The sequence below is a fragment of the Streptomyces sp. NPDC050674 genome, from assembly GCF_040654575.1.
Classification (GTDB): Bacteria; Actinomycetota; Actinomycetes; order Streptomycetales; family Streptomycetaceae; genus Streptomyces.
In genome coordinates, this window is sequence record NZ_JBFAIG010000008.1 from 1 (window position 1) to 13,291 (window position 13,291).

Annotated in this window: 15 protein-coding genes; 7 read left to right on the top strand and 8 right to left on the bottom strand. The window is 74.2% G+C overall.

The features are described from left to right. Positions 1 to 120: 120 nt before the first annotated feature. From AB0I06_RS15045 to AB0I06_RS15060, 4 genes are all read right to left on the bottom strand, one after another. Positions 121 to 741, bottom strand: coding sequence for a flavin reductase family protein (locus tag AB0I06_RS15045; RefSeq protein ID WP_363119468.1), 621 nt, complete (start codon positions 739 to 741; stop codon positions 121 to 123). A gap of 61 nt (positions 742 to 802) precedes the next feature. Continuing rightward, positions 803 to 1,594 (bottom strand): enoyl-CoA hydratase-related protein, encoded by a 792-nt coding sequence (locus AB0I06_RS15050; RefSeq protein ID WP_363119216.1) that lies wholly within the window; start codon positions 1,592 to 1,594, stop codon positions 803 to 805. Next, positions 1,594 to 3,819 carry an acetate--CoA ligase family protein gene (locus AB0I06_RS15055; RefSeq protein WP_363119217.1) on the bottom strand — a complete coding sequence of 742 codons (2,226 nt, stop codon included), beginning with the start codon at positions 3,817 to 3,819 and terminating at the stop codon, positions 1,594 to 1,596. Before AB0I06_RS15055 ends, AB0I06_RS15050 begins: the two co-directional genes overlap by 1 nt. Positions 3,820 to 3,946: 127 nt before the next feature. Then, on the bottom strand, positions 3,947 to 5,152 hold the full coding sequence (locus AB0I06_RS15060) for an NAD(P)/FAD-dependent oxidoreductase (RefSeq protein WP_363119218.1): 1,206 nt from the start codon (positions 5,150 to 5,152) through the stop codon (positions 3,947 to 3,949). A 224-nt stretch (positions 5,153 to 5,376) separates the two neighbouring features. Between AB0I06_RS15060 and AB0I06_RS15065 the strand changes: the two genes are divergently transcribed. The 5 genes from AB0I06_RS15065 to AB0I06_RS15085 all read left to right on the top strand — a co-directional run bounded on the left by AB0I06_RS15065 (position 5,377) and on the right by AB0I06_RS15085 (position 8,301). Further along, entirely contained in the window at positions 5,377 to 5,826 is a 450-nt protein-coding gene (locus AB0I06_RS15065) for a DoxX family protein (RefSeq protein ID WP_363119219.1), read from the top strand. Then, the gene (locus AB0I06_RS15070) at positions 5,826 to 6,272 is read left to right on the top strand and encodes a Zn-ribbon domain-containing OB-fold protein (protein WP_363119220.1); all 447 of its coding nucleotides are present in this window, start codon (positions 5,826 to 5,828) and stop codon (positions 6,270 to 6,272) included. The genes AB0I06_RS15065 and AB0I06_RS15070 overlap by 1 nt, the downstream gene beginning before the upstream one ends. Before the next feature lie 86 nt (positions 6,273 to 6,358). Then, positions 6,359 to 6,964, top strand: coding sequence for a GNAT family N-acetyltransferase (locus AB0I06_RS15075; protein ID WP_363119221.1), 606 nt, complete (start codon positions 6,359 to 6,361; stop codon positions 6,962 to 6,964). 168 nt (positions 6,965 to 7,132) lie between these two features. After that, positions 7,133 to 7,345: a DUF4287 domain-containing protein gene (locus AB0I06_RS15080; protein WP_363119222.1), complete on the top strand. Its 213-nt coding sequence runs from the start codon at positions 7,133 to 7,135 to the stop codon at positions 7,343 to 7,345. Positions 7,346 to 7,407: 62 nt separating this feature from the next. After that, positions 7,408 to 8,301: a GNAT family N-acetyltransferase gene (locus tag AB0I06_RS15085; RefSeq protein ID WP_363119223.1), complete on the top strand. Its 894-nt coding sequence runs from the start codon at positions 7,408 to 7,410 to the stop codon at positions 8,299 to 8,301. Between the two features lie 3 nt (positions 8,302 to 8,304). Here the strand turns inward: AB0I06_RS15085 and AB0I06_RS15090 are convergent, their stop codons facing one another. The 4 genes from AB0I06_RS15090 to AB0I06_RS15105 all read right to left on the bottom strand — a co-directional run bounded on the left by AB0I06_RS15090 (position 8,305) and on the right by AB0I06_RS15105 (position 11,515). Continuing rightward, the gene (locus tag AB0I06_RS15090) at positions 8,305 to 8,934 is read right to left on the bottom strand and encodes an NAD(P)-binding domain-containing protein (RefSeq protein ID WP_363119224.1); all 630 of its coding nucleotides are present in this window, start codon (positions 8,932 to 8,934) and stop codon (positions 8,305 to 8,307) included. Positions 8,935 to 9,038: 104 nt separating this feature from the next. Then, positions 9,039 to 9,719 (bottom strand): pyridoxal 5'-phosphate synthase, encoded by a 681-nt coding sequence (locus AB0I06_RS15095; RefSeq protein WP_363119225.1) that lies wholly within the window; start codon positions 9,717 to 9,719, stop codon positions 9,039 to 9,041. Positions 9,720 to 9,764: 45 nt separating this feature from the next. Further along, the gene (locus AB0I06_RS15100; RefSeq protein ID WP_363119226.1) at positions 9,765 to 10,190 is read right to left on the bottom strand and encodes a pyridoxamine 5'-phosphate oxidase family protein; all 426 of its coding nucleotides are present in this window, start codon (positions 10,188 to 10,190) and stop codon (positions 9,765 to 9,767) included. A 155-nt stretch (positions 10,191 to 10,345) separates the two neighbouring features. Next, positions 10,346 to 11,515 carry an acetyl-CoA acetyltransferase gene (locus AB0I06_RS15105; protein WP_363119227.1) on the bottom strand — a complete coding sequence of 390 codons (1,170 nt, stop codon included), beginning with the start codon at positions 11,513 to 11,515 and terminating at the stop codon, positions 10,346 to 10,348. 109 nt (positions 11,516 to 11,624) lie between these two features. Here AB0I06_RS15105 and AB0I06_RS15110 point away from each other — a divergent pair, with 109 nt between their 5' ends. Continuing rightward, on the top strand, positions 11,625 to 12,815 hold the full coding sequence (locus AB0I06_RS15110; protein WP_363119228.1) for an acyl-CoA dehydrogenase family protein: 1,191 nt from the start codon (positions 11,625 to 11,627) through the stop codon (positions 12,813 to 12,815). Next, complete coding sequence (locus AB0I06_RS15115; protein ID WP_363119229.1) at positions 12,812 to 13,282, top strand: nitroreductase/quinone reductase family protein; 471 nt, start codon at positions 12,812 to 12,814, stop codon at positions 13,280 to 13,282. The genes AB0I06_RS15110 and AB0I06_RS15115 overlap by 4 nt, the downstream gene beginning before the upstream one ends. Positions 13,283 to 13,291 lie beyond the last annotated feature (9 nt).

The window sequence follows — 13,291 nt, forward strand, 5'->3', positions numbered from 1 at the left end:
GCACCGGGCGCAGCCCCAAGTACGTCCAGTACGAGGGACTCCACCCGGCACGCCGAGAGCACGCACCAGACGCCGCAGGGCCCGCCCTCCGGGCGAACGGAGGGACTTTGCGGACACGACCTAGGGGCGCTTCAGCCGGCTGAAGCGCCCTCGGTGGAAGAGCAGCGGGCCGTCCGGGTCGTCCTCGCCCGGGCCGAGGGCGGTGACCCGGCCGACCACGATGAGGTGGTCGCCGCCGGTGTGGACGGCGTGGACCGCGCAGTCGATCCACGCCACGGCACCCGTCAGACGCGGTGCACCCGACCGCGGCGCCGCGTCGTACGCCACGCCCGCGAACTTGTCCGCACCGCTCACCGCGAACGCCCGGCAGAGCTCGCCCTGGCCCGCGCCCAGGACGTTGACGCAGAACACCCCGGCGCGGGCGATCCGCGGCCAGGTCGTCGACGTCCGGCCGACCATGAAGGCGACCAGGGGCGGGTCGAGCGAGAGGGAGGTGAAGGACTGGCAGGCGAAACCGGCGGGTGGCGCGCCGGGGGCGGCGGGCGGTGCCGTGATCACGGTGACGCCCGTCGCGAAATCGCCCAGGACCCGGCGGAACTCGGCGGGGTCGAGCGGAGCGCGCTCGTCGGCGCCGACGCAGCGCAGGTCGGGGCGCGGCAGCGCCTCGACCGGCTCCGGGGCGGGCGTGCCGACGGACCTGAGGTAGCGCACGGCTGCTTCCGCCGTCCCTGCTTGTCCCATCATCCGAGCATTGAAACTGACAGGCCATCAGATGTGAAGGGCCGGGGACCGGCGGGAAGGGTCAACGGCCCCTGAACTGCGCGTCGCGCCGCTCCACGAAGCTGCGCACGCCCTCCCGCGCGTCCGCCGTCGTCATGTTGATCTCCTGCGCGGCGGCCTCGGCGGCGAAGGCGGTGGCGCGGTCGGTGTCGAGGGAGGCGTTGACGAGCTGCTTGGTCAGGGCGAGGGCGCGGGTCGGGCCGGAGGCGAGCCGCTCGGCCCACGCGTGTGCCGTCTTCTCCAGCTCCTCGTCCCGGACGACCCGGTTGACGAGCCCGAGGCGTTCGGCGTCCGGGGCGGTGAGCGCGTCCCCGAAGAACATCAGCTCCTTGGCCCGCAGCGGGCCGACGAGGCGGGGGAGGAGGTACGCGCCGCCCGCGTCGGGCACCAGGCCGCGTCGTACGAACACCTCGACGAATCGGGCCGACGCGGCCGCCAGGACCAGGTCGCAGGCGAACGCGAGGTGCGCGCCGAGCCCGGCCGCCGTGCCGTTCACCGCGGCGATCACCGGTTTCTCGCAGTCGAGCACGGCGGCGATCAGACGCTGGGCGCCGGTGCGCAGGGTGCGGGCGACGTCCCCGGCGGCGCGTTCGCCGTTCGCGGCGGTGCCCCTCAGGTCGGCGCCGGAGCAGAAACCCCGGCCCGTCCCCGTGATCACGACCGCTCGCACCTCCGTCGTCGCGGACGCCTCCGACAGCAGACGGATGATCTCCTCCCGCCCGCCGGGAGCGAGGGCGTTGAGGCTCTCGGGCCGGTTGAGGGTGACGGACAGGACGTGGTCGCGGGTCGTGTGCAGCACGGCGGCGCCCGTCATCAGCGGCACACCGCCAGCGCGTCCAGCGCCACGGCGCCCTGCCCCCGCGGCAGCACCAGCAGCGGGTTGATGTCCAGCTCGGCGAGCTGGTCGCCGAGTTCCAGGGCCATCCGCTGGACCCGCAGGACGACCTCGACCAGCGCGTCCCGATCCGCCGGCGGCCGTCCCCGCACCCCGTCGAGCAGGGCCCGCCCGCGCAGCCCGGCGAGCATGTCCCGCGCCTGTTCCTCCCCGAAGGGCGGCACTCCGACGGCGGTGTCGCGCAGCACCTCGACGAGCACGCCGCCGAGCCCGACGGTCACGGTCGGTCCGAACAGGTCGTCGTGGGTGACACCGACGACCATCTCGACGCCCTGCTCCACCATCTGGCAGACCAGGACGCCGTCCAGACAGACGTCCTCGTAGCGGGCGATGTCGGTCAGCTCGCGGTAGGCGTCGCGGACCTGGCTGGCCGAGGTCAGCCCGATCTTCACCAGGCCCAGCTCGGTCTTGTGGGCGATCCGGGCGCCGGAGGCCTTCATCACCACCGGGTACCCCACGAGTCCGGCCGCGCGGACGGCCGCCGCCGCGCTGGTCACCAGTTGCTCGCGCGGGACGCGGATGCCGTAGGCCCGCAGCAGCTGCTTCGCCGCGTGCTCGCTGAGCTGCCGGCCGGGCTGCATCAGGGCCTGCGCCTTGCGGTAGGACGGCGAGGGGGTGCGCGGGGCCTCGTCGAAGGGGGAGCGGTAGGCGGCCGCGAAGCGGTGGTGGGCGAGGTGGGCGCGGACGGCCGTGAGGCAGTTGCCGACCGTGCGGAACGTGGCCACGCGGGAGGAGCCGAGCAGGACCTCGCGGTAGGCCGGTTCGGTACCGACCGGCGAACCCCACACCACGCAGACGAGCTTGTCGGTCCCCTCGGCCGCGTCCACCAGGTCGCGCACGAGCCGGTCGCTGAGCGGGGGGAACGGCCCGGTGATCGGGCAGATCAGCACGCCGACGCCGGGATCGTCCAGGATCGCGTCGATGATCTTCCGGCCGCGGTGGTCGCCGACCGGGTGGCCGCCGTTGTCGACCGGGTTGGCGACGGACAGGTACGCGGGGATCCACTGGTGCAGTTCGGCCTGCTTGGCCTCGGACAGGACCGGCAGGCTCAGTCCCGCCCCGGTCGCCAGGTCGGCGACGTGCGCGCCCGTGCCGCCCGAGATCGAGTAGACGACGACCCCTTCGGCGCGCGGCGGCCGCGCCCGGGCCAGCAGGGCGGCCGTGTCCTGGAGTTCGTCGAGCCCGTCGACCCGGATCACGCCGTACTGGCGCAGCGCCGCGTCCACCACCGCGTCCGCGCCGGTCAGTTTGCCGGTGTGGGAGGCGGCCGTGCGGGCGCCGGTCTCGGTGCGGCCCACCTTGACGGCCACGACCGGCACCCCGCGCCGGGCGGCCCGGTCGGCGGCGAGCAGGAAGGAACGGCCGTCCTTGAGCCCCTCCAGGTAGCAGGCGATGGCGCCGACCTCGGGCTGCTCGGCGAACCAGGAGAGGAAGTCGGCGCTCTCCAGGTCGGCCTCGTTGCCGGTGGGCGCCCAGTGGGAGAGGCGGATGCCCAGTTCCTGCAAGGCGAAGACGGGGCGGCCCTGGTGGCCGGACTGGGTGATCAGCGCGATCGCCGGGCCCTGAAGGTCGTCGCGGAACCGCTCGAAGGCGTTGAGGTTGGTGTTGGGCCCCAGCAGCCGCAGCCCGGACCGCTCGACGGCGGCGGCCAGCCGCTGCTGGGCGGCCTCGCCCTCAGGACCGGTCTCGGCGAACCCGGACGCGAAGACGACCGCGAACCGCGTCTTGGCCTCGGCCAGTTCCTCGATCACCGGGAGGGGGTCGCCGACCAGGACCACGGCCAGATCGATCTGCTCGGGCAGGTCGGACACGGCAGGGCGGCAGGGGATGCCGAAGACGGACGGCCGGGTGGGGTGCACCGGGTACAGGCGGGCGCCGACGCGCTCCGCCCAGTCGGCCAGTTGCCGCGTGATGCCGGTGTTCGGGCGGCCCTCGGCGTCCGAGGCGCCGATCACGGCGACGGACCGGGGGCGGAAGAAGCGGTCCAGGTCGGGTGCGTCGGCGTGCAGCGGCCGTCCGCTGACGTCGAGGTCGCCCGCCTGGGCCGGTCTGCCCTGCACGACGGGTCCGGACCGCTCGCCACAGGCGATGGCCCGGGTCCGGCGGGAGTCGGTGGTGAGGGTGCCGTGAGTCGATCCAAGCATCGTTTCCGCCCGCTCCTGTGAGACAGCCGCCAACTGACGCATTGTCAGATTACTGAACTGATGCGACGTCAGGAACGGTGTGAGCGGGCGAAGTTGCCGAAGCCGTCGACCGGGCGGCCCGGGTCGCTCAGCCCGGCAGCCGGGACACGTCCCCCGGGGCGTTCCGCGCGACGGCCTTGGCGATCTTCACCGCGTCCAGTGCCAGCTCGCGGAGGTTGCCGCTGATCGGGTTGGTGAAACCGGTGAAGTACAGGCCGGGGGCGTTCTTCGGGGCGCGGGCGCCGTGGGTGACGGGCCTGCCGCGGTCGTCGAGCACGTCGAGGTGACCGACCAGGTCCTCCAGGGCGCGGACGTACCCGGTGGCGGCGATCACCACGTCCGGGGAGATCCGGGTGCCGTCGGCGAGGGCGACCTTGCCGCCGTCCTCGAAGCCGTCCACGGCGGCCACGACCTCCACCCGGCCCTTGCGCACGGCGTCGATCAGGCCGACGTCCTGCACCGGGATCGCCCCCTGCTTCACCCGTGTGTACAACCCGGTGTCCGGGCGCGGCAGTCCGTGCGCCGACAGGTCGGGCACGGCCACCTTGGCCTGCACCCGGGAGATTCGGTCGACCAGTCCCACCGGCAGCCGGCGGACCAGGACACCGCTGTACTGGGCGGCCCACCCGGCGGTCGAACGGCGCACGATGTGGGGGACGGTGCGCACGGCGAGCCGGACCCGGGCGGCACCGCTCTCCACCAGGTCGACGGCGATCTCGGCCCCGGTGTTGCCCACGCCGACGACGAGGACGTCCCGGCCGGCGTAGGGCTTGCCGTTGCGGTACTGCCCGGCGTGCAGGAACTCGCCGGGGAAGGCGGAGCGGCCGGGCCAGTCCGGCACGCGCGGGGTGTGGTTGTAGCCGGTGGCCACGACCACCGCCGCGCCGGTCAGCTCCCGGCCGCCGGTGGCGCGCAGCAGCCAGCCCGTGCCGTCGGGGGCGCGTTCGACGCGGGACACCTCGACGCCGGTGACGATCTCCAGGCGGTGGTGCTCGGCGTACTTCTCCAGGTACCGCACCACGTCGTCCCGGGACACCCACCGCCCGAACCGGCGCGGCATCGGCAGCCCGGGCAGGGCCGAGAGGCGCCGGGTCGTGTGCAGGTGCAGCCGGTCGTAGTGGCGGCGCCAGGACGCCCCGACGCGGTCGGACTTCTCCAGGACGACGGCCCGTACGCCCCGGGCCCGCAGCGCGTACGCGACGGCAAGCCCTCCGGGGCCGCCGCCGATGACGTAGACGGGGCGGTCGGCGGGGGGCTGCGCGGAGGCGGGTGTGGGGGGTGTGGAGTCGGCCATGAGCGGGAGCGTAATCCCGGGACCGCTTGATGGGTCTCGGTCAAGACCGGAATTGGTTTCGGATTGATCACGGCTGTGGGGGGAGGGAGAGGGGCTCGTGGCCGAAGGGCCTGCTGGTGACGGCTCGGTGATCGTTTCCGGTGCTCGCGCCGGGTCGCGCACGGGGTTTCCCGTGTCCTCGCCGGGTCTTGCGCTTCGCCGTATCTGACGTACCGTCAGATTTCATGGACACGATCTGGCTCACCGGGGCGCAATGGCTGGCCGTGCTGCGGATCGGGCTCGGGTTGTGGTGGCTGGAGAGCTGGCGGCACAAGGACCGCAAGGCCTGGTTCGAACGGGGCACCGGCATCGCGTGGGCGGCCGGCATCGCCGCTGAGCACCGCTGGAAAGCCGTCCGCGCGGGCTTCGAGACGGCCGTCGCGCCGCACCCGCGCGTGACGGCGTACATCGTCGTCTACGCCGAACTGGCCCTGGGGCTGGGCCTGATCAGTGGCTTCCTCACCCCGGTCGCCCTGGCCGGGGGGCTCCTCCTCAACGCCCTCTACTTCACGCTCATGGTCCACGACGTCGCCGAGCAGGGACAGAACTCGATGATGGCGCTCATGTCGGTGGTCGGCCTGTTCGGGATGTCCTGGCAGACGTGGTCGCTGGACAGCGCGCTGGGCCTGTTCTGATGGCCGCCCGCTTCGACCTGCCCGAGCCCGACGCCTTCACGTCGGTGTACTGGGACGCGGCCGCCGAGGGCAGGCTGCTGATCCGCCGCTGCGGGGCCTGCGGCCGGGCCCACCACTACCCGCGCGAGTTCTGTCCCCACTGCTGGAGCGAGGACGTGACCTGGGAGAGGGCGAGCGGCCGCGCCACCCTCTACACCTGGTCCGTCGTGCACCGCAACGACCTGCCGCCGTTCCCCGGCCGCGTTCCGTACGTCGCCGCCGTGGTCGAACTCGCCGAGGGGCCGCGGATGATGACGGAGATCGTGGGGACGGACGACGACCGCCCGCCCGGCGAGGGCCCGCCGCTGTCGGCCGGGGCACGTCTGGAGGTGGCGTTCCGGGAGGGCGTCCCGGTGTTCCGGGTGGTGTCGGGGGTCGGGCCGACGCCGTCCGCCGAGCCGCGCTGAGCGCAGGGGCGGCCGGACGGTGCGGGAGGTCACGCTCTCCTCGTCCCGGCCCACCGGATCACGCCCCACGGGTTTCAATGGGACCCATGGCCCCCCTACGCGACTCCCTGACCGGCTCCGGCCCGGACCTGCACGGCCACGGCCTCCGTCTGCGCCCCTGGGACGCCGGGTCCGGGGCCGACGTCGACACCTGGCTGCGCGGCCTGCGGGATCCGGAGTTCCAGCGCTGGAACACCCCGCTCAGGCCGGTCACGGACCGGGCGAGCGCGCGGGAGTCGCTGCTCGCGCGGGCGCAGAGCGCCATGGAGGGGACGTCGGTGTCGTTCCGCGTCGCGGACGCGCGCACCGATACGGCACTGGGGCACATCGGCGTCAACGAGATCAAGTACCACCTGAAGGCCGCCCGGATCGGCTACTGGGTGCTGCCCGAGGCCAGGGGCCAGGGCGTCGCCACCCGGGCCCTGCTGCTCGCCGCCCGCTGGGCGCTGAAGGAACTGGGGCTGCACCGCCTGGAGTTGGACCACGCGGTCGGTCACGACGTGTCGTGCCGGATCGCCGAGCGGTGCGGGTTCCCCTACGAGGGCACCCTGCGGGGCGCGATCTTCCAGGAAGGGCGCCATGACGCGTTCCGGGACGCCCATCTGCACGCACGCCTGGCCACGGATCCCGAACCGGATCCCGGGGGCCGGTGAGCCGGGCCGGACGGACGGGTGAGCCGGGCCGGACGGACGGGTGAGCCGGGCCGGACGGCCCGATGTGACGCGGGTCATACGCCCCGGGCGGTGAGTCCGCCCGGCCACGCCGGTCATACCCGGCGCCACCACTTACCCGCAACGCCACCGCAGAAGGGACCGGCCGAGATGACCGCACCCGTGAAGGGCCCCGCCAGTTACTTCCCCTCCATCGAGAAGAAGTACGGCCGCCCGGTCTCCGACTGGCAGGACCTCATCCGCACCTCGCCGCTGACGCGGCACATGGAGCTCGTCACCTGGCTCAAGACCGAGCACGGCCTCGGGCACGGCCACGCCAACGCGCTGGTGGCGCACACGCTCGCCGAGGACAGCGGCGCGTGAGCGGGCCGGGCGCCGCCGAAAAACCAGAGGTGCCCGGGAGGCCGCCGACGGCACCATGAACCATGGACACGGACACGGACACGGACACCGAGGCCGCTTCCGCCACCGGCGGGTGGCGCCTCACCCATGACCTCGACGACTTCCTGACCCGCGCGGGCGCCTTCCTCCGCTCCCGCCCGGCGCTGCACACCGTGCCGCTGACGGTCACGGAGACGCTGCGCACGCGCGGGCGGAGCGTGTACGGCGACGGACCGCCGGAGTTCGGCGTACTGGAACGGGACGGGGCGGTCCGGGCGGCCTTCTTCCGCACCCCGCCGCACGGCCTGGACCTCACCTCCCTCGCCCCCGGGGACGCCGACGTTCTCGCCGCGCGCCTGGCCGCCTCCGGCCGCCGTCTGCCCGGTGTCCAGGCGCAGTGCGACACCGCCGCCGCCTTCGCCGAGGCCTGGCAGCGGCACACGGGCACGACAGCGACCCTCCGCCGGCGCCAGCGGCTCTACCGGCTCGGCACCCTGACCCCGCCCGGCCCCGTACCGCCCGGCGGCCCCCGGGTCGCCGTCGCGGCGGACCGCGAGCTCCTCGTGCGCTGGCACGACGCGTTCGGCGAGGACGTCGGCCAGGGCACCGTCCGCGACTCCGCGCAGTGGGCGGACGCCCGGATCGACAGCGGCGCGATCACCTTCTGGGAGACCCCCGACGGCACACCCGTCGCCATGGCCGGCACCAGCCCCCGGGTGGCCGGACAGGTCCGCGTCGCCCCGGTCTACACGCCGCCCCACCTGCGCGGCCGGGGCTACGCGGGCGCGGTGACGACCGAGGTCACCCGCGCCGCCCTGACCGCCGGCGCGGACGAGGTGCTCCTCTTCGCCGACCTGTCCAACCCCACCAGCAACGGCCTCTACCAGCGCATCGGTTACCGGCCGGTGGCGGACTTCGAGGAGTACGACTTCGGCTGACTCCTAGGCGGCGTCGGCCCGGGGGACCACCCTGATGTTGAACGTGTGGGAGCCCAGGCCGTGTGCGATGCCCATGAAGAGGAAGGCGAAGTGCTCCTGGCCGCGGGCCGTGGTGATGTCGCCGATGTCCAGGTGGGACGAGTCAGGCCAGCCGAGGTCGGTGAGCAGGCGCCCGACGGTCCGTTTGGCCTCGGGGTCGTCGCCGGAGAGGAAGACGGTGGACGGGCCGGCCAGACCGTCCGGGGCGATCATCGCGGTCGAGTCCATGGTGCACAGCGTCTTGACGACGGGGGTCAGCGGGAAGGCCTCCTGGATCTGTTCGGCCAGGCTGCTGTTGGGGTGCGAGAGCCGGGTGTAGTCATCGGAGAGTCCGACCCCGACGTCGATCAGCGGTGTCCCGGCCAGGGCGGGTGCCCCGAGGGAGCGGAGCAGGTCCAGGGAGACGTTCCCCGGGGTCGCGTTGACCAGTACCTCCGCGTGGGCCGCTGTCTCGTCGAGGCCTGCCACGGGCAGACCCAGGTCCGTTCGGTCCTCGGGCTTGCGTGAGCCGAGGAGTACGTCGTGTCCCGCCGCGCCCCACCCGTGGGCCAGCGCGCGGGCGACGTTGCCGGTGCCGAGAAGTCCTATACGCATGCTGCGACGCTATGCGGGGTCACAGTCCCGCGGATCGGGCCACGGACCTGTCCGGCCCGGTACCGAGGGCCTAGTTCGGAGGTCGCCGGTCCCCGGCCGCGCGCTCAGGGCCAGAGCAGTTCGCGGGACCATCGCGCCCCGGGCGTCTCTTGAGCCGCCCGCCGGTAGCGGAGCCGGACGTGCCGGCGGCGCTCGTCGCCCTGGAAGAACTCGACCTCCTCGGCCCGCAGCCGGTACAGCGTCCAGGACGGCACGGGTGCCTCGGGCTCCCGCGACGCCCGCTCCCAGGCCGCCTCCGAGGCCCGGGCCAGCTCGTCCAGCGAGGGCAGCGGCTCGCTCTGGTGCCCGGTCAGTGCCGCCGCCAGCGCACCCGTGGAGCGGGCGTGCAGGTCACCCTGGGACTCCGCGGACGGGGCCGCCGACACCGGGCCGCGCACCCGGACCTGGCGGCCCAGCACCGGCCAGTAGAAGGCGAGCGCGGCATACGGCCGCCCGGCGAGGTGCCGGCCCTTGCGGCTGCCGGCGTGGGACGCGAAGGACCAGCCGTCGGCGTCCGCGCCGTGCAGCATCACGATCCGCACGTCGGGCAGGCCCGACTCGTCCGAGGTCGCCAGTGACATGGTGTGCGGCTCGGTCTGCCCGGCCGCCACCGCCGCCGCGAACCACTCGGCGAACAGGGGCACAGGAGTGTCCGGGGCGGTGTCGGGCGCGAAGGCGGGCAGGCCGGTGACCTCCGGGTCCCAGACCCGCAGTGACCTCAGCAGCTCGTGAAGATCGGTTGCCATGCCTCGATTGTCACCGGTGCCGGCATGCGTCGGGGCTGTGCCGCGTCACACCTGCCCCAGGTCCGACGACACCCACCGCTCCGGCCGCATCCGCAGCACCACCTGCTCACCGTGGCCGGTCCAGGCGGAGTCCACATAGCCGTCGACCTTCTCGGCCGGCAGGTAGCGCGCCGAGATCTCCCGGAGCTGTTCGAGGGTGGCGGGGGAGGAGTCGACGACCGGCCCCTCGACCGACACGTACCGGATCGTGGGCTCCAGCCGGTCCACCATCAGCGAGAACCGGCCCGCCGCGCTGATCAGCTCGTTCTTGCGGGAGTCCCGGCCGGTCATGATCCAGATGTCGCCGCCGGGACGGTACTGGTACCAGATGGGCACCGTCAGGGGCGCGCGGCCCGCCCCCGCGTCGACCGCGAGCGCCGCGATGTGCGGTTCGGCCAGGAACTGTTCACGTTCTTCACGGCTCAGGGCCATTCCGGTCTCCTTCGACGAGACGGTCGGCATGCGGAGCACTACAACGCCCCGGCGGGCACCGCCTGTTCCCGGGCCCCGGTCCGGCATGGACCGCCTGTTCCCGGGCCCCGGCCCGGCAGGGACCGCCTGTTCCCCGGCCCGGCGGCGGGCGGCTCTCACCCGGCCCCCAGCACCACCGTCCCCGACGAGCAGAACCAGCCCCCGGTCCCCGACGCCACCGCCAGCCGCGGCAGCGACCCGTCGCCCCGCCACACCTGCCGCTGCCCGCACTCCCCGCGCAGCTGCCGCACCGCCTCCACCAGCAGGAACAGCCCGCGCATCCCGGGGTGCTGGGCCGACAGCCCGCCCCCGTCGGTGTTGACCGGCAGCTCACCTCCCTCGACCCGCAGCCGCCCCCCTTCCACGAACGCCCCGCCCTCGCCCTTGGCGCAGAAGCCGAGGTCCTCCAGCGTCACCAGGGTCATGTACGTGAAGGCGTCGTAGAGCTCGGCGACGTCGATCTCCGACGGCCGTACGCCCGCCCGTTCGAACGCCAGCCGTCCGCTCACCGCCGCCGGTGACACCGTGAAGTCCGGCCACTGGGACAGCGCCGCGTGCGAGAGGGCCTCGCCCGTCCCCAGCACCCACACCGGCGCCGTACGGCAGTCCCGCACGTACTCCCGCGCCGCCAGCAGCACCGCCGCCCCGCCGTCGGAACGGACACAGCAGTGCAGCTTGGTGAAGGGGTCGGCGATCACGGGCCCGGACAGGACGTCGTCGACGGTGATCGGGGTACGGAACATCGCCTCCGGGTTGAGGGCCGCGTTGGCCCGGGCCTGCACCGCCACCTGTGCCAGCTGCTCGATCGTCGTGCCGTGCTCGATCATGTGGCGGCGGGCCGCCATGGCGTACTTGGCGATCAGGGTGTGGCCGTAGGGGACTTCGAACTGCGAGGGGCCGCGGGTGCCGAAGGACAGCGTCCCGGTGCGGCGGCCCGCCCTGACGTCGGCGCGGGCGGTGGAGCCGTAGACGAGCAGCACCGCGCGGGCGTGCCCGGCCTCGATCGCGTCCGCCGCGTGGGCCGCCATGACCTCCCAGGTGGAGCCGCCGACGGAGGTGGAGTCGACCCAGGTGGGACGCAGGCCCAGATAGTCGGCGATCTCGACGGGGGCCAGCGTGCCCAGGCCGGCCGAGGCGAAGCCGTCGACCAGCGAACGGTCCAGGCCGGCGTCCGCGAGGGCGCGGCGGGCCGCCTGGGCGTGCAGCGCGTACGGGGTCGCGTCGTCCACGCGGCCGCAGTCCGAGAGGGCCACGCCGACGACGGCCGCCTTCCTCCGGGAGGTCATGAATCTGACGGTACATCAGATCAGGGCGGACAGGGGCGGCAGGGCTCTGGGATTCCCCGTTCCGGCGCCCTAATATGACGCACCGTCAGATACGGAGAGAGGGGTGCCCATGGACGCCCGCTTCACCGGCGAACAGGACGAGATCCGCCGCACCCTGCGCGCACTGCTCCACAAGCGGTGCGGCCCCGAAGAGCTGCGGGCCGCCGTCGACACCCCGGCCGGGCACCACCGGGCCCTGTGGGCCGCCCTCGCCGAACGGCTCGGCCTGCCCGGGCTGGCCCTCCCCGAGGCCTACGGCGGTGCCGGCTGCTCGGTGACCGAACTGGCCCTGGCCTGCGAGGAGACGGGCCGGTTCCTCGCCCCCACGCCCCTGCTCGCCACCGCCGTCCTCGCCGCCCCGCTGCTGCTCGCCCTCGGCACCGGCGCCCAGCGTGCCGAGCACCTGCCGCGCATCTCCTCCGGCGCGCTCACCGCCGCCCTGGCCGTGCCGGGGCCCGCCCTCGCCACCGCCCTCGCGCTCACCGGCCACGACCGGCGCGGGGCCTGGGCGGGCGGCGGGCGGGCCGGGGGCGTGCAGGCCCGGCGGGCGCAGGGCGGCTGGCGGCTGTACGGGCAGGCCGAGCAGGTTCTCGACGGACACAGCGCCCGGCTGCTGGTGGTCGCCGCGCACGCCGGGGGATTCGCCCGGTCCCGGGTGCTGCTCTTCCTCGTCCGCCCGGACACCGCCGGCCTCACCCGCGTACGGCAAACCGCCCTGGACGCGACCCGCCCGCAGGCCCGGGTGCAACTGCGCGACGTACCCGCCGAGTTGCTGGGCGCCGAGGACACCGACGTGCTCCCCGCCCTCGCCCGGCTCGGTGACACCGCCGCGGCCTGTCTCGCCGCCGAGGCCGTGGGGGCCGCCGACCGGGTGCTGGAGCGGACCGTCGAGTACGTCGGGCAGCGCGAGCAGTTCGGGCGCCCGGTCGGCTCCTTCCAGGCGGTCAAGCACCGGCTGGCCGACGTGTACGTCCAGGTGCAGGCGGCCCGCTCGGCGGCCTACTACGCGGCCTGGGCCGCCGCCGCCCCGGCCGCCGGGGAGCCGGCCGGCGGCCTCGCCCTCGCCCAGGCGCTCCAAGCCCTGCGCCGCGCCGCGGCCGAGGGGATCCAGCTGCACGGCGGCATCGGATTCACCTGGGAGCACGAGGCGCACCTGTACTTCAAGCGTGCCGCGGGCGACGAGCTGCTGTTCGGGCCGGTGCACCGGCTGCGGGCCCACGCGGCCCACGCGGCACACGTCGTCGAGGAGGCCGGCACATGAGGGGTGCGCGCATGGTGCAGAAGGTGTCGTCGACCCGGGGCTTCGCCCGGGTGGCGCCGCACGTGGTGCCCGCCGTCGACCGGGCCGTCCACCGGCTCACCAGGGGAAGGGTGCTGCTCAGCGCGCACCTGCTGCCCGGTGTGGTGCTGACCTCGACCGGGGCGCGCAGCGGACTGCCCCGGCACACCCCGCTGGCCTGCATGCCGGAGGACGGCGGACGTACCTGGATCCTCGTCGGGTCCAACTTCGGGCGGCCGGGGCACCCCGCCTGGAGTCACAACCTGCTCGCGCACCCCGACGCCGAGATCAGCTGGAAGGGGCGGGACGTCCCGGTCACGGCCGTGCTGCTGGCGGGGGAGGAACGGGCGGCGGCGTGGCGGGCGCTGCTGGCGTTCTGGCCGCCGTACGCGGCGTACCAGGCCCGGGTGGAGCGCGAGATCCGGGTGTTCCGGCTCGTACGGAGGTAGGAAGCGCGA

What these genes read in the sequence shown, in the direction of transcription:
- AB0I06_RS15085 (WP_363119223.1), top strand. Translation starts at nt 7,408, where the DNA reads ATGGACACGGACACGGACACGGACACCGAGGCCGCTTCCGCCACCGGC.
- AB0I06_RS15055 (WP_363119217.1), bottom strand. Translation starts at nt 3,819, where the DNA reads ATGCTTGGATCGACTCACGGCACCCTCACCACCGACTCCCGCCGGACC.
- AB0I06_RS15105 (WP_363119227.1), bottom strand. Translation starts at nt 11,515, where the DNA reads ATGACCTCCCGGAGGAAGGCGGCCGTCGTCGGCGTGGCCCTCTCGGAC.
- AB0I06_RS15110 (WP_363119228.1), top strand. Translation starts at nt 11,625, where the DNA reads ATGGACGCCCGCTTCACCGGCGAACAGGACGAGATCCGCCGCACCCTG.
- AB0I06_RS15065 (WP_363119219.1), top strand. Translation starts at nt 5,377, where the DNA reads ATGGACACGATCTGGCTCACCGGGGCGCAATGGCTGGCCGTGCTGCGG.
- AB0I06_RS15080 (WP_363119222.1), top strand. Translation starts at nt 7,133, where the DNA reads ATGACCGCACCCGTGAAGGGCCCCGCCAGTTACTTCCCCTCCATCGAG.
- AB0I06_RS15075 (WP_363119221.1), top strand. Translation starts at nt 6,359, where the DNA reads ATGGCCCCCCTACGCGACTCCCTGACCGGCTCCGGCCCGGACCTGCAC.
- AB0I06_RS15095 (WP_363119225.1), bottom strand. Translation starts at nt 9,719, where the DNA reads ATGGCAACCGATCTTCACGAGCTGCTGAGGTCACTGCGGGTCTGGGAC.
- AB0I06_RS15100 (WP_363119226.1), bottom strand. Translation starts at nt 10,190, where the DNA reads ATGGCCCTGAGCCGTGAAGAACGTGAACAGTTCCTGGCCGAACCGCAC.
- AB0I06_RS15090 (WP_363119224.1), bottom strand. Translation starts at nt 8,934, where the DNA reads ATGCGTATAGGACTTCTCGGCACCGGCAACGTCGCCCGCGCGCTGGCC.
- AB0I06_RS15050 (WP_363119216.1), bottom strand. Translation starts at nt 1,594, where the DNA reads ATGACGGGCGCCGCCGTGCTGCACACGACCCGCGACCACGTCCTGTCC.
- AB0I06_RS15060 (WP_363119218.1), bottom strand. Translation starts at nt 5,152, where the DNA reads ATGGCCGACTCCACACCCCCCACACCCGCCTCCGCGCAGCCCCCCGCC.
- AB0I06_RS15070 (WP_363119220.1), top strand. Translation starts at nt 5,826, where the DNA reads ATGGCCGCCCGCTTCGACCTGCCCGAGCCCGACGCCTTCACGTCGGTG.
- AB0I06_RS15115 (WP_363119229.1), top strand. Translation starts at nt 12,812, where the DNA reads ATGAGGGGTGCGCGCATGGTGCAGAAGGTGTCGTCGACCCGGGGCTTC.
- AB0I06_RS15045 (WP_363119468.1), bottom strand. Translation starts at nt 741, where the DNA reads ATGGGACAAGCAGGGACGGCGGAAGCAGCCGTGCGCTACCTCAGGTCC.